The sequence below is a fragment of the Streptomyces sp. PH10-H1 genome, assembly GCF_030063355.1.
Taxonomy (GTDB): domain Bacteria; phylum Actinomycetota; class Actinomycetes; order Streptomycetales; family Streptomycetaceae; genus Actinacidiphila.
The window spans coordinates 1-24,361 of the sequence record NZ_JASISZ010000100.1 but is presented as its reverse complement, the minus strand read 5'-3'; the positions used below and the strand labels follow the sequence as shown (position 1 = coordinate 24,361).

General features: G+C 67.0%; 17 protein-coding genes and 3 pseudogenes. 9 read left to right on the top strand and 11 right to left on the bottom strand.

Annotation, left to right across the window (positions count from 1 at the left end):
* Nucleotides 1-119: 119 nt before the first annotated feature.
* A pseudogene (locus QMK24_RS36680) lies at nt 120-1,130 on the bottom strand (IS256 family transposase); the annotation flags it as partial.
* 109 nt (nt 1,131-1,239) lie between these two features.
* Between QMK24_RS36680 and QMK24_RS36675 the strand changes: the two are divergent.
* Nucleotides 1,240-2,120 (top strand): IS5 family transposase gene (locus QMK24_RS36675; RefSeq protein ID WP_502962707.1). Its coding sequence is split into 2 segments (ribosomal slippage): nt 1,240-1,582 and nt 1,582-2,120, totalling 882 coding nucleotides; the frame shifts between segments, so codons are not numbered across the junction.
* A gap of 38 nt (nt 2,121-2,158) precedes the next feature.
* On the opposite strand, the pseudogene QMK24_RS36670 reads toward QMK24_RS36675, so the two are convergent.
* Nucleotides 2,159-2,701: pseudogene (locus tag QMK24_RS36670) on the bottom strand (IS5 family transposase); the annotation flags it as partial.
* Between the two features lie 180 nt (nt 2,702-2,881).
* On the opposite strand from QMK24_RS36670, the gene QMK24_RS36665 reads away from it, so the two are divergent.
* Entirely contained in the window at nt 2,882-4,141 is a 1,260-nt protein-coding gene (locus QMK24_RS36665; RefSeq protein ID WP_283471208.1) for an IS256 family transposase, read from the top strand.
* On the opposite strand, the gene QMK24_RS36660 is transcribed toward QMK24_RS36665, so the two are convergent.
* The 4 genes from QMK24_RS36660 to QMK24_RS36645 all read right to left on the bottom strand — a co-directional run bounded on the left by QMK24_RS36660 (nt 4,142) and on the right by QMK24_RS36645 (nt 9,280).
* The gene (locus tag QMK24_RS36660; RefSeq protein WP_283471205.1) at nt 4,142-4,639 is read right to left on the bottom strand and encodes a transposase; all 498 of its coding nucleotides are present in this window, start codon (nt 4,637-4,639) and stop codon (nt 4,142-4,144) included.
* A 71-nt stretch (nt 4,640-4,710) separates the two neighbouring features.
* Nucleotides 4,711-6,033 (bottom strand): C40 family peptidase, encoded by a 1,323-nt coding sequence (locus QMK24_RS36655; protein WP_283471204.1) that lies wholly within the window; start codon nt 6,031-6,033, stop codon nt 4,711-4,713.
* Between the two features lie 625 nt (nt 6,034-6,658).
* Nucleotides 6,659-8,170 carry a GH25 family lysozyme gene (locus tag QMK24_RS36650; RefSeq protein WP_283471203.1) on the bottom strand — a complete coding sequence of 504 codons (1,512 nt, stop codon included), beginning with the start codon at nt 8,168-8,170 and terminating at the stop codon, nt 6,659-6,661.
* 279 nt (nt 8,171-8,449) lie between these two features.
* Entirely contained in the window at nt 8,450-9,280 is an 831-nt protein-coding gene (locus QMK24_RS36645) for an MBL fold metallo-hydrolase (protein ID WP_283471202.1), read from the bottom strand.
* Nucleotides 9,281-9,882: 602 nt separating this feature from the next.
* Here QMK24_RS36645 and ltrA point away from each other — a divergent pair.
* Nucleotides 9,883-11,271 (top strand): group II intron reverse transcriptase/maturase, encoded by a 1,389-nt coding sequence (gene ltrA, locus QMK24_RS36640; protein WP_283471201.1) that lies wholly within the window; start codon nt 9,883-9,885, stop codon nt 11,269-11,271.
* A 195-nt stretch (nt 11,272-11,466) separates the two neighbouring features.
* Here ltrA and QMK24_RS42105 read toward each other — a convergent pair.
* Nucleotides 11,467-12,543 (bottom strand): annotated as a pseudogene (locus QMK24_RS42105) (MFS transporter); the annotation flags it as partial.
* Nucleotides 12,540-13,751 (bottom strand): S8 family serine peptidase, encoded by a 1,212-nt coding sequence (locus QMK24_RS36630; protein WP_283471199.1) that lies wholly within the window; start codon nt 13,749-13,751, stop codon nt 12,540-12,542. The pseudogene QMK24_RS42105 and the gene QMK24_RS36630, both read right to left, overlap by 4 nt.
* Nucleotides 13,752-14,277: 526 nt before the next feature.
* Here QMK24_RS36630 and QMK24_RS36625 point away from each other — a divergent pair.
* Together QMK24_RS36625 and QMK24_RS36620 are read left to right on the top strand one after the other, a co-directional pair.
* Nucleotides 14,278-17,361: an AfsR/SARP family transcriptional regulator gene (locus QMK24_RS36625; RefSeq protein WP_349362011.1), complete on the top strand. Its 3,084-nt coding sequence runs from the start codon at nt 14,278-14,280 to the stop codon at nt 17,359-17,361.
* Between the two features lie 85 nt (nt 17,362-17,446).
* Nucleotides 17,447-18,001, top strand: coding sequence for a BAR domain-containing protein (locus QMK24_RS36620; RefSeq protein ID WP_283471198.1), 555 nt, complete (start codon nt 17,447-17,449; stop codon nt 17,999-18,001).
* Here QMK24_RS36620 and QMK24_RS36615 read toward each other — a convergent pair.
* Nucleotides 17,919-18,749: an IS5 family transposase gene (locus QMK24_RS36615; RefSeq protein WP_283471197.1), complete on the bottom strand. Its 831-nt coding sequence runs from the start codon at nt 18,747-18,749 to the stop codon at nt 17,919-17,921. The genes QMK24_RS36620 and QMK24_RS36615 overlap by 83 nt on opposite strands.
* Before the next feature lie 592 nt (nt 18,750-19,341).
* Here QMK24_RS36615 and QMK24_RS36610 point away from each other — a divergent pair.
* From QMK24_RS36610 to QMK24_RS36600, 3 genes are read left to right on the top strand one after another with little or no spacing between them, the layout of a single operon-like run.
* Nucleotides 19,342-20,778, top strand: coding sequence for a helix-turn-helix domain-containing protein (locus QMK24_RS36610; protein WP_283471196.1), 1,437 nt, complete (start codon nt 19,342-19,344; stop codon nt 20,776-20,778).
* 8 nt (nt 20,779-20,786) lie between these two features.
* A complete protein-coding gene (locus tag QMK24_RS36605; RefSeq protein ID WP_283471195.1) occupies nt 20,787-21,650 on the top strand; it encodes a phosphotransferase family protein in 864 nt (287 codons plus the stop codon).
* Nucleotides 21,647-21,805 (top strand): hypothetical protein, encoded by a 159-nt coding sequence (locus tag QMK24_RS36600; protein ID WP_283471194.1) that lies wholly within the window; start codon nt 21,647-21,649, stop codon nt 21,803-21,805. Before QMK24_RS36605 ends, QMK24_RS36600 begins: the two co-directional genes overlap by 4 nt.
* A gap of 338 nt (nt 21,806-22,143) precedes the next feature.
* On the opposite strand, the gene QMK24_RS36595 is transcribed toward QMK24_RS36600, so the two are convergent.
* Nucleotides 22,144-22,440: a hypothetical protein gene (locus QMK24_RS36595; RefSeq protein ID WP_283471193.1), complete on the bottom strand. Its 297-nt coding sequence runs from the start codon at nt 22,438-22,440 to the stop codon at nt 22,144-22,146.
* A 419-nt stretch (nt 22,441-22,859) separates the two neighbouring features.
* On the opposite strand from QMK24_RS36595, the gene QMK24_RS36590 reads away from it, so the two are divergent.
* A complete protein-coding gene (locus tag QMK24_RS36590) occupies nt 22,860-23,519 on the top strand; it encodes an HAD family hydrolase (protein ID WP_283471192.1) in 660 nt (219 codons plus the stop codon).
* On the opposite strand, the gene QMK24_RS36585 is transcribed toward QMK24_RS36590, so the two are convergent.
* On the bottom strand, nt 23,500-24,361 hold an 862-nt coding region (locus QMK24_RS36585; RefSeq protein WP_283471191.1), incomplete at its 5' end, for an NsdA family TPR-like regulatory protein. The two genes, QMK24_RS36590 and QMK24_RS36585, sit on opposite strands and share 20 nt — an antisense overlap.

Below are 24,361 nucleotides of genomic sequence, written 5' to 3'. Positions count from 1 at the left end.
CTGGTGCATCACCTGGAACCCCCAGACCGAGGACTACTGGCACAACCGCGTCGCCACGTCCTCCCACCTCAAGCGCACAAACCCCAACTACGAAACAGGACAGGCAGTATGAACCCGACTTCCCACAACCGCACGATCGCCGGGTACTTGCCGCCCCATTCCTCCTGGAATTCCAGGAACCGCTCCTCGGCCGCATCGGCGGTCGGTGCGGTGTAGATCGGCTTGAGCGCGCGGGAGATCTTGGCCCAGTCCTGCCTGGCCGCGTAACGGAACGACGCCCGCATCAGGTGAACGACGCAAGTCTGCGTGATCGCCTGCGGCCAGACCGTCCCGATCGCGTCGGGCAGGCCCTTCAGTCCGTCGCAGACGACCATGCACACATCCGCGACACCGCGGTTGCGGATCTCGGTCAGCACCTGGAGCCAGTACTTGGCACCCTCGCCGCCGTCACCGGCCCACAGCCCGAGAATGTCGCGGGTGCCATCGACGGTAACTGCGAGGGCGACGTAGATCGGACGGTTGGCGACCTGCCCGTCTCGCACCTTCACATGGATACAGTCGATGAAGACGACCGGGTAGACCGAGTCGAGGGGGCGGTTCTGCCACTCGGCCATCCCGTCCATGACCTTGTCGGTAATGGTCGAGATCGTCGACTTGGACACGCTGGCCCCGTAGACCTCGGCCAGGTGCGCGGAAATGTCACCGTGGGTCAGGCCACGCGCGGACAGCGACAGGACCATTTCGTCGACGCCGGTCAGCCTCCGCTGCCGCTTCTTGACGATCTGCGGCTCGAAGCTACCCTCCCGGTCCCGGGGCACCTCAATCTCGACTGGCCCGACATCGGTCAGCACGGTCTTGACCCAGACCCCGTTGCGGGAGTTGCCGCTGCCGGCGCCGGCCGGATCGTGTTTCTCGTAGCCGAGGTGATCGGTGATCTCGCCCTCCAGGGCGGACTCCAGCACCCGCTTGGTCAGCTGCTGCAGGAGCCCGCCCTCGCCGGTCAGCTGCAGCCCGCCCGCGCGGGCCCGGTCCACCAACTGCCCGATCAACTGCTCGTCCAGCAGATCCGCCGGCCGCTCGACCGGACGTACATCCTCAGCCGCCTCAACAGAGGCGATTACGTCGCTCATCAGGTGCTTCCTTGATCAGGAGATACACCGATCACCGTACAGACCCGGAGTACTAGGTCGTGTCCGGTGGATCTTGGAACTGTGCCGCGTTCTTGATCGTTTGTGGGTCATGGGGCGTGGTGATCTCAGCAAGGACGAATGGGCTCGGCTGAAGCCGTACCTGCCGACGAACGGTCATCGGGGCGGGCAGTGGAAGAGCCACCGGAAGGTCGTCAACGGCATCTACTTCCGGGAGCGGACGGGGGTGCCCTGGCGTGATCTGCCTGCGCGTTTCGGGAATTGGAAGACCGTCTACGAACGTCACCGCAGATGGTCGGCCGACGGCAGCTGGGACCGGATCCTGGCTGCCGTCCAGGCCGACGCGGACGCGGAGGGCCGCCTGGACTGGAGCCAGGCCGGCGTGGACTCGACGTCGTGCCGCGCTCACCAGCACGCCGCCGGCGCCCGCAAGGCCGCCCCCGCCAACGGGCCAAAAAAGGGGTCCCGGCCCAGCACCGCGACGACGAGGGGCTCGGCCGCTCCCGCGGCGGCCTGACCACCAAGATCCACCTGGCCTGCGAGGGCGAACGGCGCCCGCTGGCCCTGCTCATCACCCCCGGGCAGACCCACGACGGCACCGTCTTCGAGGCCGTCGTCGAGCGGATCCGGGTACCTCGCCAAGGCGGCGGCCACCCACGGACCCGGCCCGACACGCTCAGCGCGGACAAGGCATACAGCGCCCGCCGCATACGCGTCTACCTGCGCAGACGTCAGATCCCGCACGCCATCCCGGAGAAGAAGGACCAGATCAAGAACCGCCTGGCGCGCGGCTCCGCCGGGGGACGGCCACCCGCCTTCGACCGCGCGGCCTACAAGCGAAGGAACGAAGTCGAGCGAACGATCAATCGCCTCAAGGGCTTCCGCGCGGTCGCCACGAGATACGACAAGAGGGTCTACGTCTTCCACGGCACCGTCACCGTCGCAGCCATCCGCCTCTGGCTCAAGACCTGATTCGCCGGACACGCCCTAGGGCGTGTGTGGAGTTGTGATCAAGGCTGTGATCCGAGGTGTCGGATCCAGAGGAGGCCGGCGCATAATTCGAGTCCGGCCTGGTAGCTTTCGGGTTTTTTGTCGTAGCGGACGGCGAGGCCGCGCCAATCCTTGATCTTGTTGATGGTGCGTTCGACGCTGTTGCGGAGCTTGTACAGCTGCTTGTCCCAGGTGACGGGCCGCCCGCCGCGTGAGCCGCGGTTCTTGCGGTGGGCGGCCTGATCCTTCTTCTCGGGGATGACCGCTTTGATCCCACGTTTACGCAGGTGGGAACGGTTCTGGCGGGACGAGTACGCCTTGTCGCCCGCGACTGCGTCGGGCCGGGTGCGGGGTCGGCCGACCGGCCCGGGGACGCGGATCTTGTTCAGGACGGGGATGAACTGCGGACTGTCCCCGGCTTGCCCCGCGGTGATCTTGAGGGAGAGGGGCAGGCACTGCGGCACGCAGGACAGGTGCGTCTTGGTGGTCAGTCCGCCGCGGGAACGCCCCAGGTCAGCGGCAGCGAGCCGGGCCTTGCGGCGACGCCTCACGCGTCGTCGTTCCTCCCGCTCCGGGTCCGGTTGTCCGTCTTGTTCCGAGGGTGTTCACTCGAGTGTGTAGGAGTTGATCTTGCTGGGTGTTGGTTGGGCCCCGGCTCGACATGAAGGGCACTACGCACAGTGAGTATCGAGAAGTCCGAGTTGATGCAGGATCAGGGGCGGCAGGAGGAGGCTGCGCGGCGGCTGGCGGGTGTGCTCTCACCGCAGGCGATCGACGGTCTGATAGCGGACGCCGCGGACGCGGGGATCGGTCTGGACGGCGCCGGCGGTCTGCTGCAGCAGATGATGAAGGCGGTCCTGGAGCGGGCCTTGCAGGTCGAGATGGCCGACCACCTGGGCTATGAGGCAGGGGATCCGGCCGGTCGTGGCAGCGGCAACAACCGCAACGGCTCGTATCCGAAGACGATCACGACGACGGCAGGTCCCGTTACCGTTGAGGTGCCGCGGGATCGCGAGGCGGCCTTCGAGCCGGTCATCGTGCCCAAACGCAAGCGGCGTCTGGCCCAGGTCGACGACATGATCCTCTCGCTCTACGCACGCGGCATGACGACCCGTGACATTTCCTCCCACCTGAAGGAGGTCTACGGCTCCGAGGTCTCGGCCGGTCTGGTCTCCAAGGTCACCGACGTGGTCGCGGACGAGATCACCAGCTGGCAAAACCGGCCGCTGGACGACGTCTACCCGATCCTCTACATCGACGCGCTGATTGTGAAGGTCCGCGACGGCGGCATGGTCACCAACAAGGCCGCCCACCTGGTCATCGGCGTCGATGTCGACGGCATCAAGAACGTGCTCGGCATCTGGCTGCAGGACAATGAGGGCGCCAAGTTCTGGCTGAACATCCTGACCCAGCTCAAGAACCGCGGCCTGAAGGACACTCTGATCGTCTGCTGCGACGGCCTGACCGGGCTGCCCGAGGCGATCACCACAGTCTGGGAGAAAGCCCTGGTCCAAACCTGTGTCACACATCTGATCAGAACCTCGATGAAATACGTCAACTACACCGACCGCAAGAAGATCGCCTCGATGCTCAAGCCGATCTACACCGCCGCCACCGAGTCCGAGGCCCTCACCGCCCTGGACGACCTGCGCAGCGAGTTCGGCAAGACCTCACCCGGGGTGATCTCCGCATGGGAACGGGCCTGGGAACAGTTCATACCTTTCCTCGCATTCGACCGTGAGATACGCCGGGTGATCTACACGACGAATGCCATAGAGAGCATGAACTTCCAGCTGCGGAAGGTCCTGAAGAACCGCGGACACTTCCCCAGCGACGACGCCGCGATCAAGCTCCTTTACCTCGGCATCCGCCGCATCGAAGGCCGGCACATCGACGGCGACGGGCCCATCGCGCCCGGACGCGTCCGCGGCACCGGAACCCTCGGCTGGAACCGCGCCATGAACCACTTCATGCTCGCCTTCCCCAACCGACTGCCGCTCTGATCAGCCCCGAAGAAGATCACCGACAGTAACCCCCACCGGAGCCCGACCAACACGAGGCCATACCCCAACGCACACACTCAAGTTGACAACCTCCTTGTTTCTCGCTGGTGCCCCTTTTTCCGCGGCGGCCTTCTCCAACGCGTCCAGGATCTCGGGCTCCACGATCATCCCGGCAGCATCGTGATGGGCCCGGACCGTGGTCGAGTCCACGCTGACCAGCGACAGGTCCACCAAGCCCCGCTTCGCCGCCTCGGCGATCGCACCCTGGAACACCGCGGTGAACACCCCGGCATCCCGCCACTGTCGAAACCGGCCGTAAACGGTGGACCAGTGCCCGAACCGTTCGGGCAACTCCCGCCATTTCGCCCCGTTCCTGAACCGCCACACGACGCCCTCGAAGTGCGCCCGCAGGTTCTCCGGGTACGGCCCGTACTCACCGACCGGCAGGAACGGAGAGACGAACTCCCACTCAGCATCCGAAAGTTGAGGTCGAGACACCCCACCGTTCTACCCCAAAGCCCCCGTCCCTACTACCCGGGGGCCCACGAGATCACAACCCCACACACGCCCTAGATCCAGCCGCCGGTGACGGCGGTGCGGGAGCGCCAGGAGCCGGTGCCGGTGCCGCTGACGCGATAGAGCACGTGCGCGTCGCCCTGAACGTAGAGGAAGTCGGCGCCGCTGACGCTGTCGAAGTAGCCGACGCCGGCGATCGCGGTGGCCCCGGCGAAGCCGGCGTCGAGGAGGCTCGGGCTGGTGATGGCGGCGTAGCCGCTGTTGTTGTAGATGTCGTAGAGCCAGGTCGAGCCGTCAGCGCGGTAGGCGAGCAGGCCGAGGTTCTCGCCGTCGAAGTAGCCGACGCCGGTGATCATGGTGGTGGTGCTCCAGTCGCCGCTCAGCGGGATGGTGCTTTCGTAGCTGCCGGTGCCGTTGCCGTAGTACAGGGTCGCGGTGCCGCCGCTGACCGCGACGAAGCTCTGACGGCCGTTGTTGAAGACGTCCCCAACGCCGGCGATCTTCGTGTTGGGAGCGAAGCCCCCGGTGACGGGGTAGCCGCCGGCGAGTGAGGCGTTGCCGCCGGTGTTGTCGATGTAGTAGCGCCACAGGCTGCCGTCGGTACGGAGGGCGAGCATGCCGTTGGCGTGCACGCCGTCGAATTTGCCGACGCCGGCGAGCTGCGAGGTGCTGGCCCATCCGGCGCCGAGTCCGGCGGTGCTTTCATAGCTGCCGGTGCCGTTGCCGTAGTACAGGGTCCCGGCGTCACCGTTGATCGACACGAAGCTCTGGCGGCCGTTGCCGAACACATCCCCGACACCGGTCAGCCTGTTCTCACTGCTGATGTTGTTGTAGCGGTAGGCGTAGAAAGTCCGCTGGTCGCTGCCGTTCGGATACGCGATTTCGTCATGCCGCACGGGGGTTGCTCCGAACTGGAAGGCGACGTATCGACTGTGATCCGCAGTCGTCCAGTGATCGAAGATGATCGCGTGACCGGCGTTTCCGGAATACGGAGCGATGACGAGGTCGCCGGGCTGGAGCTGGTCTTTGGCGATCTGTGTGGTCACGCTGCCGTCGGCCAGTCCGACCGTGTCGGGTCCGGGGGCGGGGAGATGCAGGGCCATGGAGGCGTATCCGGAGCAGTCCGTCCGGTACTGCCTGCCCTCAGGGTCCGGATAGGTGGTATTCCAGTTGTAGGCGATGCCCTTGTTGAACCAGGTCTCTGCTCGAAGAAGGACCTCTGCCCGGGTGATCGATCCCCCGATCGCGGTGGCGGTGGAGGTGGCGGTGATTGCGGCGGTGGCGTGGGCGGGCAGGGTCGCGCCGAGGAGGCTGCCGCTGAGAGCGGCAACGGCGAGGAGGCCCGTGAGGGCACGGCGGATTGGTGCGTTCTTCATGGCGAAAGCGTCCTTACAAGGGTTGGGATGTTAGAACCGGTCTTTGAAGTCTTTGCGCAGTTCAGGGGCCTGATCCTGGTGGAGATCGTTGAGAGGCATTGCACTCGGCGTCATCAGAACGCCGATCCGTAACGGTGATTTCGGGGCCGCGGGGCTGGCCGGCCGCTGGCGAGCGTGTGTTGCGGTTCTCCGTTCCCCGGTTGGCCGTCATGCTGGGGCATGAAGGCGCAGGCCGGGACTGGATCCGGCTGTCGTCGTGGTGCGGGCCGGCGCGTGGCGGGGAGATCGTGGCGGTGTGCGGACCGGGCGGTTCGGGCGCGTCAGGCCCACCAGCTCGGGCCCTCCTGTCCAGCCCAAGAGCCATCCCCGACCCAGTGGGTGCCGCCGGGGACAGGATCAGCCGAGGCTGATGCCGCAGGCGCGAAGACGGCCATCGCACTGAGTGCCAGCGCCAGTACCATCCGCCGTGTTTGCCATCCTATTCGTCGCACAGTGATGTTTATGCATCGTGCCGTTGAAAAGATGCTGATGGTGACTGGCCGGTCCGCCGCCGGTGTTCACCACGGAGAGCAGGGCGCCGCCGGACGGGCAGTGTCGTGTCGTCCGGGGCACCCCACCGTGTGGGTCAGTACCAGCCGCCAGTGATCGTGCTGCGTGCGCGCCAGGAGCCATCGTTGTTTCCGCTGACGAGGTAGAGGGCGTGTTCGGCGCCCTGGACGTAGATGAAGTCGTTGCCGCGGATACCGTCGAAGTTGCCGACACCGGCGATGGCGGCGGCCCCGGTGAAGCCGTTGTCGACGAGGGCAGGGGTGGTGATAGCGGCGTAGCCGCCGTTGTTGTAGATGTCGTAGAGCCAGGCTGAGCCGTCGGTTCGGTAGGCGAGAATGCCGAGGTTGGCGTTGTCGAAGTAGCCGACACCGGTGATCATGGTGGTGGTGCGCCAGCCTGCGCCCAGCGAGATGGTGCTGGCGTAGCTGCCGTGGCCGTTGCCGTAGTAGAGGGTCGCGTTGTCACCTGTGATCGCGACGAAGCTCTGGTGGCCGTCGATGAAGACGTCCCCGACGCCGGCGAGTTTTGTGGCGCTGGTGAAGCCCTGGGTGACCAAGGTGCCGGGGCCGGCGAGGGCGGCGTTGCCGGCGTTGTTGACGATGTCGTAGAGCCACAGGCTGCCGTCGGTACGCAGAGCCAGCATGCCCCGGGCGTGGCGACCGTCGAAGTCACCGACCCCGGCGATCTGCATGGTGGTGCGCCAGCCGGCGCCCAGCGAGACGGTGCTGGCGTAGCTGCCGGTGCCGTTGCCGTAGTACAAGGTCGCGTTATCGCCGGTGATCGACACGAAGCTCTGTCTGCCGTTCCCGAACACATCCCCGATACCTGTCACCCTATTGCCCTGCCCGTTGGCGAAGAAGGCCAGGTCATTCAAGGTGCCGTTGAATGTGGTCGGCGACCCGGGCAGGCCTCGTGACCTCCCATTGTCCGCGTACTGCCATGCGGTGGCGGTCGACCAGCCCGGCGGGAGAGGTGTGGGAGAGCCGGAGTAGTTGGCGATCTCAAGCGGGTTGGCGCCGAACGAGCCGTCGCCGCCGGTGCACTGATTCCACCAGCTGGTGTTCGTGTAGATGGCGCCCGGACGTCCGGTGCGGTCCTGGACCTCGTTGACGAAGTCGTGGATCCACGTCACCATCTGGCTCGACGACAGTCCGTAGCAGTCGAAACCGGTCGTCCACCAGGGCCATTCGATGTCGAGCTGTGGTGGCAGGGTCTTGCCGTCGTTGGTGTTCTGGGCATGATCGACCAGGAAGTCCGCCTGCCCCTTTCCGCTGTCCGGCCCCTTGTCCGGGCGACCCCAGGCGTACGCGCCAAGGTAGATGCCGCTCGCCTTTGCGGACTGGTAGTTGGCGCTGAAGTTCGGGTCGATCCAGTCGCCCTCAGAGGCCTTGGCCCAGCCGAACTTCACGCCGGCGGAGACCGAAGTGCTCCAGTCGATGACACCATCGTTGTTGGAGGTGTCGACGCCTTCCACCGTGTAGCCGGACGGGACCGCGGCCGCAGGGGTCGCGGCGAAGACGCCGGCGGTGAGCGCCGAGACTGCCATCAGCGTTCCGGCGAGGAACACTGTCAGCCGTGTTCTAGACATGCATGAGTCCTTACTTTCGATTGTTGCAGGATGCCCTTCATGGACAGCCCCTGGTCCAGGGCCGTCCATCGACCTCGGGGAACCTTCGAGGGGGCCTTGTCGTGCTCGTGATCGAATCGCTACAAGACCGTTCTCCCCGGCATGGATCCAGGAGCCGGACGATGACCTCGGCACGTCACGACGGCAGCAGGCTCAGACGATTTCCTTCGTCGTCGTCACGTGAGTGGCGTTCATCGAGTCCACCTCCCTTCCCTGCTCGCTAGGCGTAGCGATGCCGCCTCAGGCACCGCCGTCCCCGTGGAGCTCCGCCGCCACCGCGTCCGCGCCGAGCTGGATCATCCAGGTCAGCGGGGTCTCGGGCAGGAAGCGCGTGAGCTCGCGTTCCAGTTCGGTCTTGGCCGCCTCTGTCAGCTCGGGGGCCCCATCGGCCAGCCGGCGGACCGTCTCGCGGTAGAACACGAGATAGCGGCGCTGCTCGGCGAAGATCTCCGGCCCGGTCGGGGCGCCGTGACCGGCGTACAGCCGAGGGATGTCGCCCAGTTCCTTCGTGACGGTGTCCAGGGCGGACAGCCACGACGCGGAATGGCCGTCGGCGGTGTAAGGGTGGGTGCCGTGGAACGCCACGTCACCGATGAACGCCACCGGTCGTGCGCCGTCTGCCGCTGCCAGGAGGTAGCTGTCGGCGTGGCTTTCGGCCGCTCCCAGCTCGCGGGCGGTGATGACCAGGCCGTCGAGGACGACCGTCTGGCCGTCGCTCAGCTCGACCGTTGGGTAGGCGGTCTGGGCCGGCCACTGGTCCCCGTACACGGGAGACCACTTGGCACGCTTGGCGTCGGCGATCTCGCGGATCGTCTTCGCCACCCCGACGGTGGCGTAGACCGGAACCTCGGGGGCCTGGCGTATCAGCTCGAACACACCGTTGAAGTGGTCGGGGTGGGCGTGGGTGACGAACACGGCCTCCAGCGGCTTGCCGACCGCGGCGACCCGCGCCTTCAGTGCGTCGATGTCGGCGTTCAAGAGGTTCGTGTCGACTACGACCACGCCGGATTCGGTTTCCAGCAGATAGGAGTTGACGAACAGACCGGCTTCGCCGGCAGTGTAGGTGTGCAACGCGACCATGGTCGGGTTCCTTGTGCGTCCAGTAGGGAAAGGATTTGATCGAATGTCTGGTTGATGACTTGCCCGCAAGCTCGTTGTCGCTTGCCGGTGGAAGTCCGGTCCGGGTAGCTGTCAGGAGGCCCAGTAGCAGGCTGGCGGTGTCGGGAGAGATCCCGGCGGCGAAGCCCAGCGTCAAGCGCCCCTGGTGGGCGTGCAACCGAGCAGTCCGTAGCGTGAAGCGAAGCCTGCCGCGTCGTTACATCACCTGGTCGGAAACGGCCGGGACGAGGGGATGCCGAGCCTAGATGGAGCGGGTGAAGGCCATGGAAGCGGTGAAGATCCTGAATGTGCAGCCGCGAAGGATCCCCCGGCGTAAGGGGCTCGGAATGTTCGGATAGTGACAGCGGGAACTGGAGAGACCCTCCCCGGCCCGGCAGGCTGCGTGTCCTGCCGGAGCGTGGCGACCTATAACCGGTGAACCCGGGAAGTGGAAGCCGGCCGGAAGGGAGTCGGAGGGGGTCGTAGTACTGCTTGAGCCGAGCGGACAACACAACCGCCGGTGAGGGAAGGACCCCTGCTTCGTCGATGCGTGCTGATGTATTGGGAGGTGCCCGGTGAGTGCCGAGGTTTTGGCTAGTCCCGCCGCCAGCGGAAGTGCTCCGCTGGGCAAGGTGCGTGCCCTGCAACACACGCTCTACCGGGCGGCCAAGGCCGATCCCGGGCGACGGTTCCACGCCCTGATGGACAAGGTCCTGCGCAGGGACGTCCTGGGGCTCGCTTGGGCCGCGGTGGGCGCGAACAACGGCGCTCCGGGCATCGACAAGCTCACGTTGGCCGATGTCGAGGAGTACGGGGTCTCCCGGTTCCTCGATGAGATCCAGGCCGAGTTGCGCGAGGGCCGATACCGGCCGCTTCCCGCCCGTGAGGTGCTGATCCCGAAGCCGGGACAGCCCGGGGCGTTGCGTCCGTTGGCCATCGCGTCGGTCAAGGACCGGGTCGCGCAGGCCGCTGTGAAGATCGTGCTTGAGTCGGTCTTCGAGGCGGACTTCCTGCCGTGCTCCTTCGGGTTCCGCCCGAAGCGCGCGGCGCACGACGCCCTCCAAGTCGTCATCGATGAGGCTTGGCGGGGGAGGCGTTGGGTGGTCGAGACGGACATCGCCGACTGTTTCACGGCGATTCCGCATGATCAGTTGATGCGCGAGGTCGAGAAGAGGGTCGTCGATCAGTCGGTTCTGAAGCTGCTGCGCCTGATCCTGGGCGCGGGGGTGATGGCCGAAGGGTCGGTGCGCAAGGCGGTGACCGGCACTCCACAAGGGGGGAATGTCAGCCCCTTGATGTGCAATGTGTACCTCCATCAGGTCGATGCGGCCTGGGACGTGCGCGAGCACGGGGTTCTGGTCCGCTACGCCGACGACCTTCTGGTGATGTGCAGGTCCCGGCAGCAGGCCGAAGACGCCCTGGCGCGGCTTCGGGTGCTGCTGGCCGAGCTCGGCCTTGAGCCGAAGGAGGCCAAGACCCGGATCGTGGAGCTTCAGGTGGGCGGCGGAGGGTTCGACTTCCTCGGCTTCCACCACAGGCTCGTGCGGTCCAAGGGCCACCAGAAGGGACGTGGCACGGTCTTCTTGGCCCGCTGGCCCAGTGACAAGGCGAGGCAGCACGCACGAGACCGGATCAAGGAACTCACGCTCCGGTGCCGGCAATTGCTGCCGATCGAATACATCGTGGAGGACCTGAACAGGTTCCTCGCGGGATGGGCGGCGTACTTCCGGTACGGCCACTCCACCGTCCGATTCGACAAGATCAGGGACTATGCGCTTCGGCGCTTGGTGATCCAAATCGCCGGACGCCACAAGGGCGACCGTCGACGCGGGTCCCGGCTGGTATACCGGCTGTCGCCGAACCAGTACGGCCTGATGAGCCTGCATGGAATCGTCGCCGCGCCCAGGGCCAACGAGCCCTGGCGCAGGGGGAAACCGAATACCGTCGGTGAACGGCGTCGGTAAGCCGTGTGCGGGAGAACCGCATGCACGGATTGAGGCGGCGGGGGCTGAGGAGGAACCACGGCCATGACAACCCGGGACCACGACGGTGGAGACGCTGAAGAACCTCGAGGCCAGACCGGCGGTCACGGCGGCCGTGCCCTGAGCGAGGTTGATACCGGCGACGGCCACACCCATCGCCCGGCCTCGGAAGGCCGGGTCGACGTCACGGACGAACAACGGGTTCAGGATCGCGAAGTAGACCGAGGTGAGGCCGACGACGGCGAACACCGCCACGCTCAGCGCCGGACCCGGGTGGGTCCACAGCAGCGTCTGCACACCGCAGGACAGTGATACCAGTGGCAGGACGAGGCGCAGCCGCCGGTCCGGAGGGATCAGACGAGTCAGCAGTGTCGCGCCCACGGCCACTCCGACGGGAGCGGCGGACAGGATCAGCCCGCCCAGGCGCGGCCCGCCGTGCAGCTCTTGCGCCAGCACCGCGACCTGGCCCTCGAAGGCGTAGACGAACAGGCTGGTCGACCACATCAGGATCAGGTACACCGCCAGGGTGCGCCGGGCGAACACGTAGCGGACGCCCGACGCCATGTCGGCCAGGACCGCGGACACGCCCTTGCCGGACCCTTCGCCGGCTTTCGTCCGTTGGCTCACTCCAGCCCGGATCAGCAGGGCGGAGACCAGGAAGGTGCCGGCGTCGATGAGCAGTGCCCCGGCCGGGTGGAGCAGGAGGACGAGCACGCCGCCCGCGCCGAACCCGGCGAGCTGTGCCACCTGCGAGGCGGTGACACCCAGACCGCTGGCCAGGATGTAGCGGTCGCCGTCGAGGATCTCCGGCAGCAACACGGACCGGGAGATGTCGAAGGGGACTGCGAACGTGCCGGCGGCGAGCGCCAGGCCCAGGATCGCCGGCGCCGGCAGCCCGGGTATCGCCAGCATCCCGTACAGGATGGCGCGGGCCAGGTCGCAGGCGAGCATCACGGTGCGGCGCGGCCGGCGGTCGGCCAGCACGGACAGGAGCGGGCCGAACGCCCATGGAAGGTAGGTGACTCCGAACGCCGCGGCGGCCAGTGCCGGGGAGTGGCTGCGGCCGAACACCAGGAAGGTCAACGCCACCCGGGCCAGGTAGTCGCCGAAGTCCGACTGCACCTTCGCCGTGAACAGCCAGCGGAACTCGCCGGCCGCGAACACCTCGCGGTAGGTCGCCTGCCGCTCGGCTGTGACAGTGCGGTGCGTGCTGTCGGTTCTGCTCGCCGGTGATGCTCCCGCTCCCCTCCTCATCGGTCTTGAACCCATGGGGCGGTGGAATTCGGTGCGGCCTGGCCGAACGGCGGCGGCGGCGCGCCCGCGGACCACGTCCGCGCGGCCTGGGCCGCTCGACGCCTGCGGCCGCGCCGACGCAGCGCCACAGACACCGCCACGACGATCGTGACCAGCACCGAGCCTGAGGCCGCGAAGAAGACGATCAGCCCGGGGGGCAGGCCCCGCGTCGAGGACTTCGCCTGCGTCGCGCCGTCCAGGCCTGCTGCGCCGGTCGCGCCCGGTGCGGGCTGCGGCTTGGTCGCCGCGAGGTCGTCGAAGACCGGGTTCTTCGCGTCCGCGGGGACGTCCTCAGTCAGCGCCTGGAACGGGCGCACCAAGCCGTACCCGGTCTCGTCGTTCCGGGTGCCGGCCGCGCCCGAAGGCCGGACTGTCGCCAGCATCCTGGTCACCACGTCCCGGGCGGAGAGCTGCGGGTACTTCGAGCGGATCAGGGCGATCGTCGCCGAGGTGAGCGCGGTCGCGTCGCTCGTGCCGCTGCTCACCCACAGCCGGCGGTCCGCCCTGACCTCGTGCATGTCCACTCCGGGGGCCGCGACGGCGACGTGGGCGTCGCGGTGGGAGTTCTCCCACGTCTTGAGGTGCATGTCGACCGCGCCCACCGAGATGACTCCGGGACAGGACGCCGGGTAGTAGGGGGTGCCGGAGGCGTGGTTGCCCGCGCCGGCGACCACGACCGCGTCCTTGTCGATCGCGTACCGGATCGCCGCGCCGACATCGGGCTGGCAGTCGTGCGGGTAGGCCACGCTCTGTGACGCCTGCGAAATGCTGATCACCTTGGCGCCGTGGTCGGCGGCCCAGCGGATGCCCAGAACCATCGAGGCGTCCGAGTCGTTGTGGGTGACGATGGACACCGGGAGGATCTTGGCCTCCGGGGCCACTCCGATCATGCCGCTGCCGGTTCCCCGGGCGGCGATGAACAGCGCCATCGCGGTGCCGTGGCCCTGCTCGGTGTCGTAGTCGACGTGGCCGTCGCCCCCGGAGTCGGGGTGGGGGTTGTGGAAGTCGGCAGCGGTGAAATCGGCCCCGGGCAGCACCGCGCCCGCGAGTTCCGGGGCCGAGGTGTCCACCCCGCTGTCGATGACCGCCACGACCACCCCGGCTCCCTTGGTGTTGCGCCAGACCTCGTCGAGGCGCCAGGAGGTGATCCACCACTCCTTGTCTCGCACTGACGGACCTGCTGACGGAGCCGCAGGTGGGTTCGCGGGTAAGGTGGCAGTCGCCGACGCGGCCGGTGCGAGGCCGGCCGTCGTGCCGGCGAACGCGGCTGCCAGGGCCGCCACGCCGACCGCGTTCCGGACGGAGCGCATGTTCACTGTCGCAACTTCCTGTCGTCCTGTTCGGGGCGCGCGGCCGGGGCGGTGAGAGAGCACCGCCCCGGCCGCGCGCATGATGGTCCAGCTCCAGACGACTTCCTTCGTCGTCGGCGCGTGAGTGGCGTTCATTCGGGTCACCTCCCCGCTATCTCAGTGACGCCTCATCGTGGTGAGAGCGTCAGATCCAGATGACTTCAGTCAGCCTCGGGCCTGGGCCTTGCGGTAACCTCCTAGGGATCCTTGCCGTCCGCTGCAACACGATGCCGACCCGGACGGATCCGGCCCGCAGGGCTGTGGAGTCAGGCCGACTTGGGATGGGTTCACTACGTGACGGAGGCTTGGCGTGGAGTTCCAGGTGCTGGGCCCGGTCCAGATCCGCATGGACGGGCAGCCTGTCGATATGGGATGGGCCCAACAGCGCTGCCTGCTGGCGATACTCCTACTGCAACGGGGTCGGGCGGTGTCGGTGGAGGATCTGGTCGACCGGCTGTGGGGCGAACAGCCGCCCCGGCACAGCCGGGATCAGCTCTACACCTACATCAGCCGGCTGCGAGGGGTCCTGCAGGCCGACGACTCGGTGTCGCTGGACCGAGGCCCGGCCGGCTACGCGTTGCGGGTCGATCCTGAATCAGTCGACGTACACCGCTTCCGTGCCCTGGTCGCCCGCGCCCGGACCGCGTCGGATCACCGGGAGCGAGCCGAACTGCTGAGGCAGGCCCTGACGCAGTTCAGCGGCGAGCCCCTGGCCGGGGTGTCCGGTGATTGGGCCGAGCGCGCCCGTAGCGGGCTGAACGGGCAGCGGCTGACCACCCTGGCCGACCGGGTCGAGGCCGATCTGGCCCTAGGCGCGCACGACGCCGTCGTCGACGAGATGGCCGCGCTGGATCCCGCTGATGAGCGGCTGGTCGCATCGTGGATGCTGGCGCTCCACCGTTCCGGTCGGCCCGGCGAAGCCTTGACGGTCTACGCGGACACTCGCCGCCGCGTGGCTGCCGACCTCGGCGCCGACCCGGGCACCGGGTTGCAGGAACTGCACCAGCGGATCCTGCGGAACGACCCGGACCTGGCTCCGCCGGCGCCGGAGCCGGAGGCGCCCCGGACCGCGGGTCGCAGTTTCCTGCCTTACGACGTGGCGGACTTCACCGGCCGCGAAGCCGAGCTAGACCGGCTGGCCGGTGCGATCGGCGCGGGCGCCGGACCGATGGTGATCGCCGCCATCGACGGGATGGCCGGGGTGGGCAAGACCGCACTGGCCGTGCATCTGGCCCACCGGCTGGCCGAACGCTATCCCGACGGTCGGCTGTTCATGGATCTGCACGGATTCACCCCCGGGCGGACGCCGGTCACACCGGCCGACGCCCTGGACGGGTTACTGCGCGCCAAGGGGGTGCCGCCCGAGAAGATCCCTGAGGATCTCGACCAGCGCGCCGGAATGTGGCGCGCGGTGCTGACCGGCACGCGCACCCTGGTCGTGTTGGACAACGCCGCCGATGCCGCCCAAGTCCGTCCGTTGCTGCCCGCGGCTTCCGGATGTCTGGTGTTCGTCACCAGCCGGCGCAGGCTGCCCACCCTGGACGGGACGGTGCCGGTCTCCTTGGGCTTCATGCCGTCCGCCGAGGCGATCGGCCTGTTCACCGCTATCGCCGGGCCCGAGCGCTGCGCGGGCGAACCGATGGCGGTGGCCGAGGTGGTGGCCCTGTGCGGAGGACTGCCGCTCGCGGTCCGGATCGCCGCCGCGCGTCTGCAGAAACGCCGGCAATGGACGGTCGAGCAGCTGGCCACCCGCCTCCGCGCCGAGCACGGCAGGTTGGCCGAGCTGTCGGTCGACGACCGCGACGTCGCGGCCGCGTTCACACTGTCCTATCGCGACCTCGACCCGGCACAGCAGCGGATGTTCCGCCTCCTCGGCCTGCACCCGGGGCACGACCTGGACCCCTACGCGGCCGCCGCGATCGCCGGACTGCCCCGGCACACCGTGAGCGATCTACTCGACGACCTGGTCGATGCCCGTCTCCTCCACCAGTGCGCTCCCGGCCACTACGCCTTCCACGACCTGCTCCGCGAGTATGCCCGCACCATCGTCGGGACCGAGGAGCCGCAGTCCGTGCGCCATCAGGCCGTGAGTCGCTTGCTCGACTACTACCTGCACACCGCCCGCGTCGCCGCCGCCCAGTTCACGCCGGCGGATGCCCACTCCGAGAACGGCAGCGTCCCGGAACCGCTCGCGGTGCCTCGGCTGGACGACCTCGCTGCGGCGTCGGCCTGGCTGGACGCCGAATACGCCAACCTGATCGCCGCCATCCATCTCGCCGCCGACCTCGGTCTGGCCGTCCACACGATCTGGCTTCCCCACGCCCTCTGGGAGTTCTTCTTCTTTGGCAACCGGATCGACGACTGGATCGCCACACACCGGCTTGCCCTGACCGCCGCGGTTCGCACCGGGAACCGCATCGCAGAACAGAAGACGGTGAACCATCTCGCCGCGGCCTTCTGGCAATCTGGACGCATCGAGGAAGCGCTGCCGCTGGCTCGGCGCAACCTGGAACTCACCCGAGACAGCGGCGATCGCCGCTCCGAGGGACGGGCGCTGATCAACCTGGGGACGCTTCACTGCTACCTCGGCGACTTGCACGAGGCCATGGGCTACCACCGGGACGCGATCGCGATCGGCGAAACGGTCGACGACGTCAACGGTCAGGCCATCGCACTGGTCGCCATGGCCGCGATCGAACTGTACTTCAACAGGTTCGACGAAGTCCGTGATCTGGCACAGCGAGGGCTGGCTTTCGCTCGCGAGGTGGGAAACCGGCGTGTCGAAGGCGTCGCCGCCACCAACCTCGGCTGCGCCCTCCGGGACCTCGGCCGGCACGACGACGCCATGGCCATGTTCCACCAATCGCTGACCGCCTTGGAAGACGTCGGCGACTTCGGCAGCATCGCTATCGCCCATGGCGAGATGGCACTCGCCCTGCAGGAAATGGGACAGACCGGGGCCGCGCTCGACTACGCGAACCGCGCACTGGCAGAGGTCGCCGACCTCAACAGCCCCCTCACCGTCAGTGACGTCCTGAACATCAACGGCCGGATCGCGTACGGCCTCGGCCGGCTGAGCGAGTCGCTGGAGCACCATCGGCAGGCGCTCGCCATCGCCGAACCCATCGGTGCCCGCGCCGTACAAGCACAGGCCCACAACGGCATCGCAGACGCCCTAGAATCAGCTGGCGATTCAGACAGCGCGTGTGAGCACCGCGTGGTGGCACGGAGCCTCTATCGCGAGATGGGCGTTCTCGGTGCGGGCGACTGTCGAGAACCCTGCTCCTGTAGGTCCGGGAGTTCTGTCGGGCTCGCGGACGATGCCGCTGAAGTGGTCGCTTCGGCGGGTTTCCGAACCGTGGCTCTAGTGTCCTGCGCCGGGAATTCATTGATTAAGTGCGTTGTGGCAAAGGGAGTCCCTGTTCGATGAGCAGGGGCTTCTTCGTGTGCGGGGCATGTTCGCGGAGGGGTAGGGGCAGGCAGCGGACGGCTTGTTGTTGATCGAGGAGGTTGCGATGCCGTCGGTGCTGGGGTTGATGGAACGGCGTGAGGCGCGGGCGAGGCAGGATCTGGAGTCCTGGACGGAGGTTCTGGAACAGGCTCAGGCGGAGGTGAATGCCGCGCGGGAGCGTGTTGATCGGGCTCGGGTGGGGCGTGAGGAGCTCGTTTCGGTGCTGTCCGAGGAGAGCGTGGTGGATGTGCCGTCTGATGTTGGGGTGGCTGCCGCTGTGGAACCGAGCGGCTCCGGCTCCGGCTATGACGAGCGGCTGCCGGTGTGGCGGTTGGGTATGGGTGAGGAGGTGCTCAGTGGCTTGTATCGGGAGGTGTTCGCCGCGGTGGTGGCCGCGTCGGGGCCGGTGAGCGGGGTGGAGCTGGCTCGGGCGGTGGGCCGGGAGGCTGAGATCAAGAACGAGGTGGAGAGGATCCGGCACCGTGCCTACGCGTTGGAGAAGCGGGGTTGGTTGGTGCGGGAGAAGAACGGGCGGTTCATGCCCGCGCCCGGGGCAGTCGGCCGGGGCGCTTCTCCGGCCAGCGTGGGGCGTCGCCGGCCATCCGGCGCGACAGCCTGATCGTGGCGGCCCACCACACCATCTGCTGGTGGTGATCGGGGCGGCGTTCGTGGTCGCGGTTGAGGCGGCGTGATCGGGAGAGCCAGCTCAGCGTTCGCTCCACCACCCACCTGCGGGCCAGTACGACGAATCCGCGCTGTCCGTCGGATCGGCGCACAACCTCGATCCGGACTCCGTGGCGGGCGAACGCCTTGGCCAGGGCCGGCCCCTGATAGGCGCTGTCGACCCATACCAGTTTCAGCAGCCGGCCCGGCTGGTCCATGAACGTCTCCAGCAGCGCGGGCGCCGCCTTGGAGTCGTGGACGTCCGCTGTCGTCACGGTGACCTCCAGGAGCAGGCCCTCGGTGTCGGTCAGGATGTGGCGCTTGCGCCCGTCACGTGATTTGCCGCCGTCGTATCCGCGACTGTCCTGACCGACGGTCTCGGAGGCGTCCACCGACTGGCTGTCGATGATCCCCGCACTGGACTCGGCGTTGCGGCCTGCGCGTTTCCTGGCCGTGCGGCGCAGGCGTTCGTGCAGTTCACGCACGTAGTCGTAGGTTCGCCAGCGGCGGAAGAAGTCGTAGACCGCCCGCCAGTACGGGAAGTCGACCGGCAGGGCCATCCACTTGACGCCGTTGTCGACGAGGTAGCGCACCGCGTCGAGCATCTCGCGGTGGCAATGTGCCTCTGGGCGGCCGCCCTGCTTGAGGAGCCAGGCCGGCACCGGCATCGCGGAGCGGACCTCGGTCCACTCCGCATCCGTCATATCACTCGGATAGCAGCCCGCCCGCCGTCCCGGAGCGATCGAACCGAACCGGTGCACGTAGCAGTCACACGCAGGGGTGACCGTGGTGGACGTGAGCGCATCGATACTGCTGAACTGATCGGGCAACGGGCTTCCTTGGTCGTGCTGGGTGTCGTAACCGCGTCACTACCAAGGGGCCCGTTCTTTCATGCCCGCGGCCCCACACGCACTTTCGTCCATATGGTCACCCGCACCGCCCGTCTCGAACGAGATCCGGTTTGCCACAACGCACTAAACACCCGTGAGTGAGGGCGGAATTCGATGTCAATGTTGACGATGGGCACGCTGCTCCAGTTCGCCGATGGGTCCTCGTGGAGGAGGTCGGGGCGTGCACCTACGAACATCAGCCAGTACGCCTGACGAGGCGGCATTCACCAAGCGCGGCCTCCCCTCGGCCCTCTGCAACAGTCCAGTGCGGAGACTCGACCTGATGACGGCCGTATCACTGGAGTAATACGCCTACGGTGGAAGCCCTCGTACAGTGGCGCGCGGATGAGACTTAGGGGGACCGATGTCGGATCATGTTCGCTCATGTGCCGATTGCGGTTGTCGGTTGAGCCAGTACAACGACGAGGACAGGTGCGCCACCTGCTCCCGCACATCACGCTCCGCGCTCACCACCATCCGGCGCGTCCCCGACGAGGTGTGGCGCGACGCAGCCGTCCAATCAGCACTGACCTCTTGGGACTTCGGACGAGCAAGCAGACTGATCCGGGAATTGGCTGGGCTGCGTCAAGACGACATGGCCGGTCTCACCGGGTTGAGCCAAGGCTTCCTGTCCATGCTGGAGTCCGGCGCGCGGCGCCTGACGAACATCGATAAGGTGACGCGATTCCTCCAAGGGGCAGGAGCCCCCACGGAGCTGCTCCCGCCCTTCTCCCAGGAGCAGGCGTCGTCGTCGCCGGCGTTGTCGGCCCCGACCGGGTTGGCAGGGGCCATCGGCGGCGCAGCAGGTGTCCATCCGAACGTCACTGACCTACGAAGTCTGGCAGCCCAGGCAGCAGCTCAATCCCTCCAGTTCGCCGAGCTCGTCGCCCCCAGCAACGTCACGGACGACGTCATGGAAGGGCTGACCTTCGAGCTCGCGAGAATCGCCACTGGTTACGTCCACGCCCCGCTCCAATCCCTGTTCGACGATCTCCTCTCCACGAGAGACCGCCTATTCGCCCTCCTCGGCGGCCGCCAGCACCCACGGCAGACAAGGGAATTGTTCGTCCTCGCAGGAACGAGCTGTCTCCTCCTCGCCCACGCTTCGCAGAACCTGGGCGATGAACGCTCCGCGATGGCCCAGATACGCACCGCCTGGACCTGTGCCGAGCAGGCCGACCACACTGGCCTTCAGGCATGGGCGAAGGGCACAGCCGCACTCATCGCCGAGTGGTCCGCCCACCAGCACCTGGCTCTGAGACACACTACGCAGGCCGCGCCTTTTGCCCCTGCTGGAGAGTCACGCATCCGGATCGCGGCCATCGAGGCCCGCGCTGCTGCCCGCATGGGTGACAGAGTCAGGGCTGTGGGCGCGCTCGCCGCATTACAACAGGCTCGCGAACAGCAGGCAGCGCCTGGCGGGCTCATGGATTTTGGGGGACTCCTCACGTTCCCTGAGGCCAAGCAGGAGTATTACATCGGGGGGACATACGCCCTGCTCGGTGAACATACGCAGGCGGAACGGCATGCGACACGGGCCATCTCGCTCTACGAGCTTGGGACCAAGGAAGACCGCTCATACGGAGACGAGGCGCTCGCGCGGTTAGACATTGTCACGGCCCGTCTCGCCACCGGTGAGGTCGAAGCCGCCGGCGAGCAGTTCGAGGAGATCCTTCAGTTGCCCGAGAACTTGCGCATCAGGCAGATTGGCAGCGCCGTGCAGAAGGTCGGCACCCTCCTACAGCAGCCCCGACTCGCGGGGAACCGTACAGCTCGCGCGCTGGCGGACGCCGCTCGCAGCTACCAGACGCTCGACATCACACCGAAAGTCCCAATGCAATGACAGTAACGGTGTCTCCGGAATCCGCTGCCCGCACAGCTTGTCGCGAATCCGGGCTCTCCGACAGATCCCTCACCCAGCTTCACCTGCATGCGACGTCCGTCTATCTCCTCCCCGCCGAAGACATAGTGGTGCGCGTCAGCTCCGCAGACCAGACGCCACGACTCAGCTCGGCAGTGGCGTTGACACGCTGGCTCGTCTCGAACCGCTATCCAGCCACGGAGCCAGTCGATCTGCCCCAGCCAATGGTCTGCGGCCCCTACGCGGTCACCTTCTGGGTGCACTACCCGCAACAAGAGCACAGTGCATCGCTGGCCGGCCATCTCGGCGATTTGCTGCGCAGACTGCATGACCTGCCGCCCCCGCCAGTTGCGTTGCCCGAATACCAACCGATGTCCTCCCTCAAGACGACCGTGGCATCCAGTATCGGACTAGGCCATGATCAGAGGGATTGGCTGATGGCACGCATGCATGAACTCCTCGACGAATACCGTCAACTCGACTTCCCACTCGGGCACGGACTCCTCCACGGGGATGCCTACCCAGGAAATGCTCTGTGGGACGGCTCCAGACCCCGACTCGGTGACTGGGACGAGGCAGCAGTGGGCCCCCGCGAGATCGACCTGGCCAACACCTTCCAGGGCGTTCGCTTCGGACGAACCGATGCGGAATTGGACGACTTCGGCCAGCGGTACGGCTACGACATCCGACAGTGGCCCGGCCTCCCAATCCTGTGCAGAATCCGGGACCTCCACACGCTGGGATCGTACATTCGCCGCGCTGACAAGGGCGACGAAGCCGCAGCGAACCAACTATCCTACCGGATCGAGACGCTCAGAAACGAAGACGACGAGGCGCAATGGGAAGCGGCGTGAACGCGGGGCTCTCCCAAAACGGTGTACCCATCATCGGCGTGGCATCCGGCACGACGACGAGCGAGGGGCTCTTGGCGGCCGGGCAGACATCGCCCTTTCCCGATTTACGCGACCTGGACGATTTGCTGCCGGCCATGGCCGCGCTGACTGCGTGAGGCGCCCAGAGAAGGCGGCGCAGCTGTGCTGGCAGCCGCGTCCGCCGGAGGCCCTGGAGTATGCAGAGGCGCTGCGTACATTGCGGTCTTGGCCAGCCTCGTACGTTATCTGCGACCCAGCGCCCTTCCCCGTAAATGGAACGTCACTGAGGAGTTCGGTGCATCCAACCCAGCCTTCGGCCTGATCTGCAACCTTTCCCGCCGAGGGCCCTCCGTCACTGACCGATCCACACGCGATCGCAGAGCATGAATGGGCCGCCTTCTCCATATTGTTCGAAATGGGCAATCATTGGCAGCGGCCAGGTTGGGGCCGGATACCCGGCGCTACTACTGGTTTCTCACCGCGGAGCCCCCGCCGCTGCGGCGATCTGTGGCCGCCGCAATGACACATAGTCACGAAGCGTCGTGTAGGGCACATCGGCGTCAAGTTCCTGCTGCAGCCGGGCCGCGATCCGCTTGACCGTGTGCCGCTGTCTCTTCGGCGCTTCCAGATCCGCCCGCAACCAGTCATCGACGGTCTTCTTGTACGGATCCAGCCGCGGCGACCGGCGTACCGGTGGACGGCGCGGCTTCGGCGCTGGCGAGGCCAACGCCTCCCGAACGAGCCGACGATGCACCCCGTACTTGCGGGCCAATGCCCGGATTGACAGCCCTTCCCGCCATGAGTCACGACGGATCCGGAGAAAGATCTCCTCCTGGTCAAGGACACACGAAGTCCCCCCAACGCCGCAGTTCACGTCGAGCGTCTCACCGCAAGACCCAGCCCGGGGCCACTTCAACCCGCCACAACCCCCATGTACCATCGTGCGCCCCTTCGCTGGGGCCAGTTTGGAGCCCCAGTGGGGCCCTCTCAAACCGCCCGAGCCAAACTGGTCGAGCTAGACCGCGAGAGTCGGGTCTACTGCTGGGATGTGAAGCACTCCATCCCCTTGCTCTCAGCAACAGCCCCTGTCGGGACGACCTGATGAGGGCGACATCGCTGGAATCGGAGTCATCCGCTCGGTGCCGTCGGGACCACGTTGCGGGGTTGCCGAAATGCTCTACGCTGCCGTTCATGATTCATGCTGTCGTGTTCGACGTTGGTGAGTGCCTGGTTAACGAGACCCGTGAGTACGGCACCTGGGCTGACTGGCTAGGGGTCCCTCGCCACACGTTCGCCGCGATGTTCGGGGCTGTCATCGCGCAGGGCCGGGACTATCGCGAGACGTTCCAGGAGTTCCGGCCAGGCTTCGTCCTGACTGAGGAGCGAGAAAGGCGCGCTGCGGCGGGAAAGCCGGAGTGGTTCGGCGAGGACGATCTGTACGCCGACGTGCGGCCTGCGCTTGCCTCGCTGCGTGAGGTCGGGCTGTGGGTCGGGATCGCGGGGAATCAGACTGTCCGCGCCGGCGGCCTTCTGCGCGGCCTGGACCTTCCTGCTGACATGATCGCCACCAGCGATGACTGGGGCGCGTCCAAGCCGGATGTGACGTTCTTCGAGCACGTCATCGACGCGGCCCCGGCCGAAGCGGGCGAGATCCTTTACGTGGGAGACCGGCTCGACAACGACATTCGCCCGGCCGTCGAGGCCGGTCTCCTCACCGCTTTGATCCGGCGCGGCCCGTGGGGCACCATCCAGCAACGCGATCCCGATGCCGACAGGATTACGACGATGCGCATTGACTCGCTCGCCGAACTGCCAGAGAAGATCGCCAAGTTCAACGCTGCAGCGCGCTGACCGTCGTACCCCAGTCGTACAGCCGGTCGTCCAGGTCGCGGACGCACCGCTCGTTCTGCCACGGAGCGAGCGCGCGCCGGACTTCACGTACGCGGTCCATGCCGGTCGCGTACCAGGTGATGGCGAGCTGATCGAGGGCCTGGAAGGCGTAGCCGCATGCCTCCTCGGGGCGCCCGTCAGCGGCTTCGACGGCCGCGAGGTCGCCGAGGACGACTGTTCGCTGTTTGTCGGACTCCACAGGCAGGTCGTCCAGCACACATAGAAGGGTTGCGCGTGCCTGCGGTAGGTGGCCGGCCTTCAGTTGGGTGTTGCCCTTGAAGGCAGCCAGTCGCGCCGGGCTGAACCAGTCCATCCACGACGGTGTCGGGTGCTCGGAGCCGGCCGTGAGCACGTCCTCACCGTGTCCGATGAGGTGGAGGGCGGTGCGGGTGTTGCCACAGCGGGTTTCGCATTCCGCTTCGACGGCGTCCAACCAGGCCCAGAACTCCACGGAGGCGGGGCCGCGGCGAGCGTAAGTACGCGCGGCCACCATGCGCTCGACCGCTTCCTCACGGTTACCGGCCCATCCAGGGATGAACGCGGTGTGCGCCAGGATCGCCGCACCTAGCAGCTGATCATCCGCCTCGCCCGCTGCCTGCAGCGCGCGTAGGAGGGTCTCGCTGGATTGACTGGGCTGCTGAAGGTCGAAGAATTCGATGCGCCCGGCGAGCAGGTAAGTGCGTTGTGGCAAAGGGAGTCCCTGTTCGATGAGCGGGGGCTTCTTCGTGTGCGGGGCATGATCGTGGAGGGGTGGGGGCAGGCAGCGGACGGCTTGTTGTTGATCGAGGAGGGTGCGATGCCGT

Excerpts from the sequence above, each read along its gene's own strand:
- QMK24_RS36655 (WP_283471204.1), bottom strand. The coding sequence starts at position 6,033 with ATGAAGAACGCACCAATCCGCCGTGCCCTCACGGGCCTCCTCGCCGTT.
- QMK24_RS36620 (WP_283471198.1), top strand. The coding sequence starts at position 17,447 with ATGCCGTCGGTGCTGGGGTTGATGGAACGGCGTGAGGCGCGGGCGAGG.
- QMK24_RS36650 (WP_283471203.1), bottom strand. The coding sequence starts at position 8,170 with ATGTCTAGAACACGGCTGACAGTGTTCCTCGCCGGAACGCTGATGGCA.
- QMK24_RS36615 (WP_283471197.1), bottom strand. The coding sequence starts at position 18,749 with ATGACGGATGCGGAGTGGACCGAGGTCCGCTCCGCGATGCCGGTGCCG.
- QMK24_RS36625 (WP_349362011.1), top strand. The coding sequence starts at position 14,278 with ATGGACGGGCAGCCTGTCGATATGGGATGGGCCCAACAGCGCTGCCTG.
- QMK24_RS36590 (WP_283471192.1), top strand. The coding sequence starts at position 22,860 with ATGATTCATGCTGTCGTGTTCGACGTTGGTGAGTGCCTGGTTAACGAG.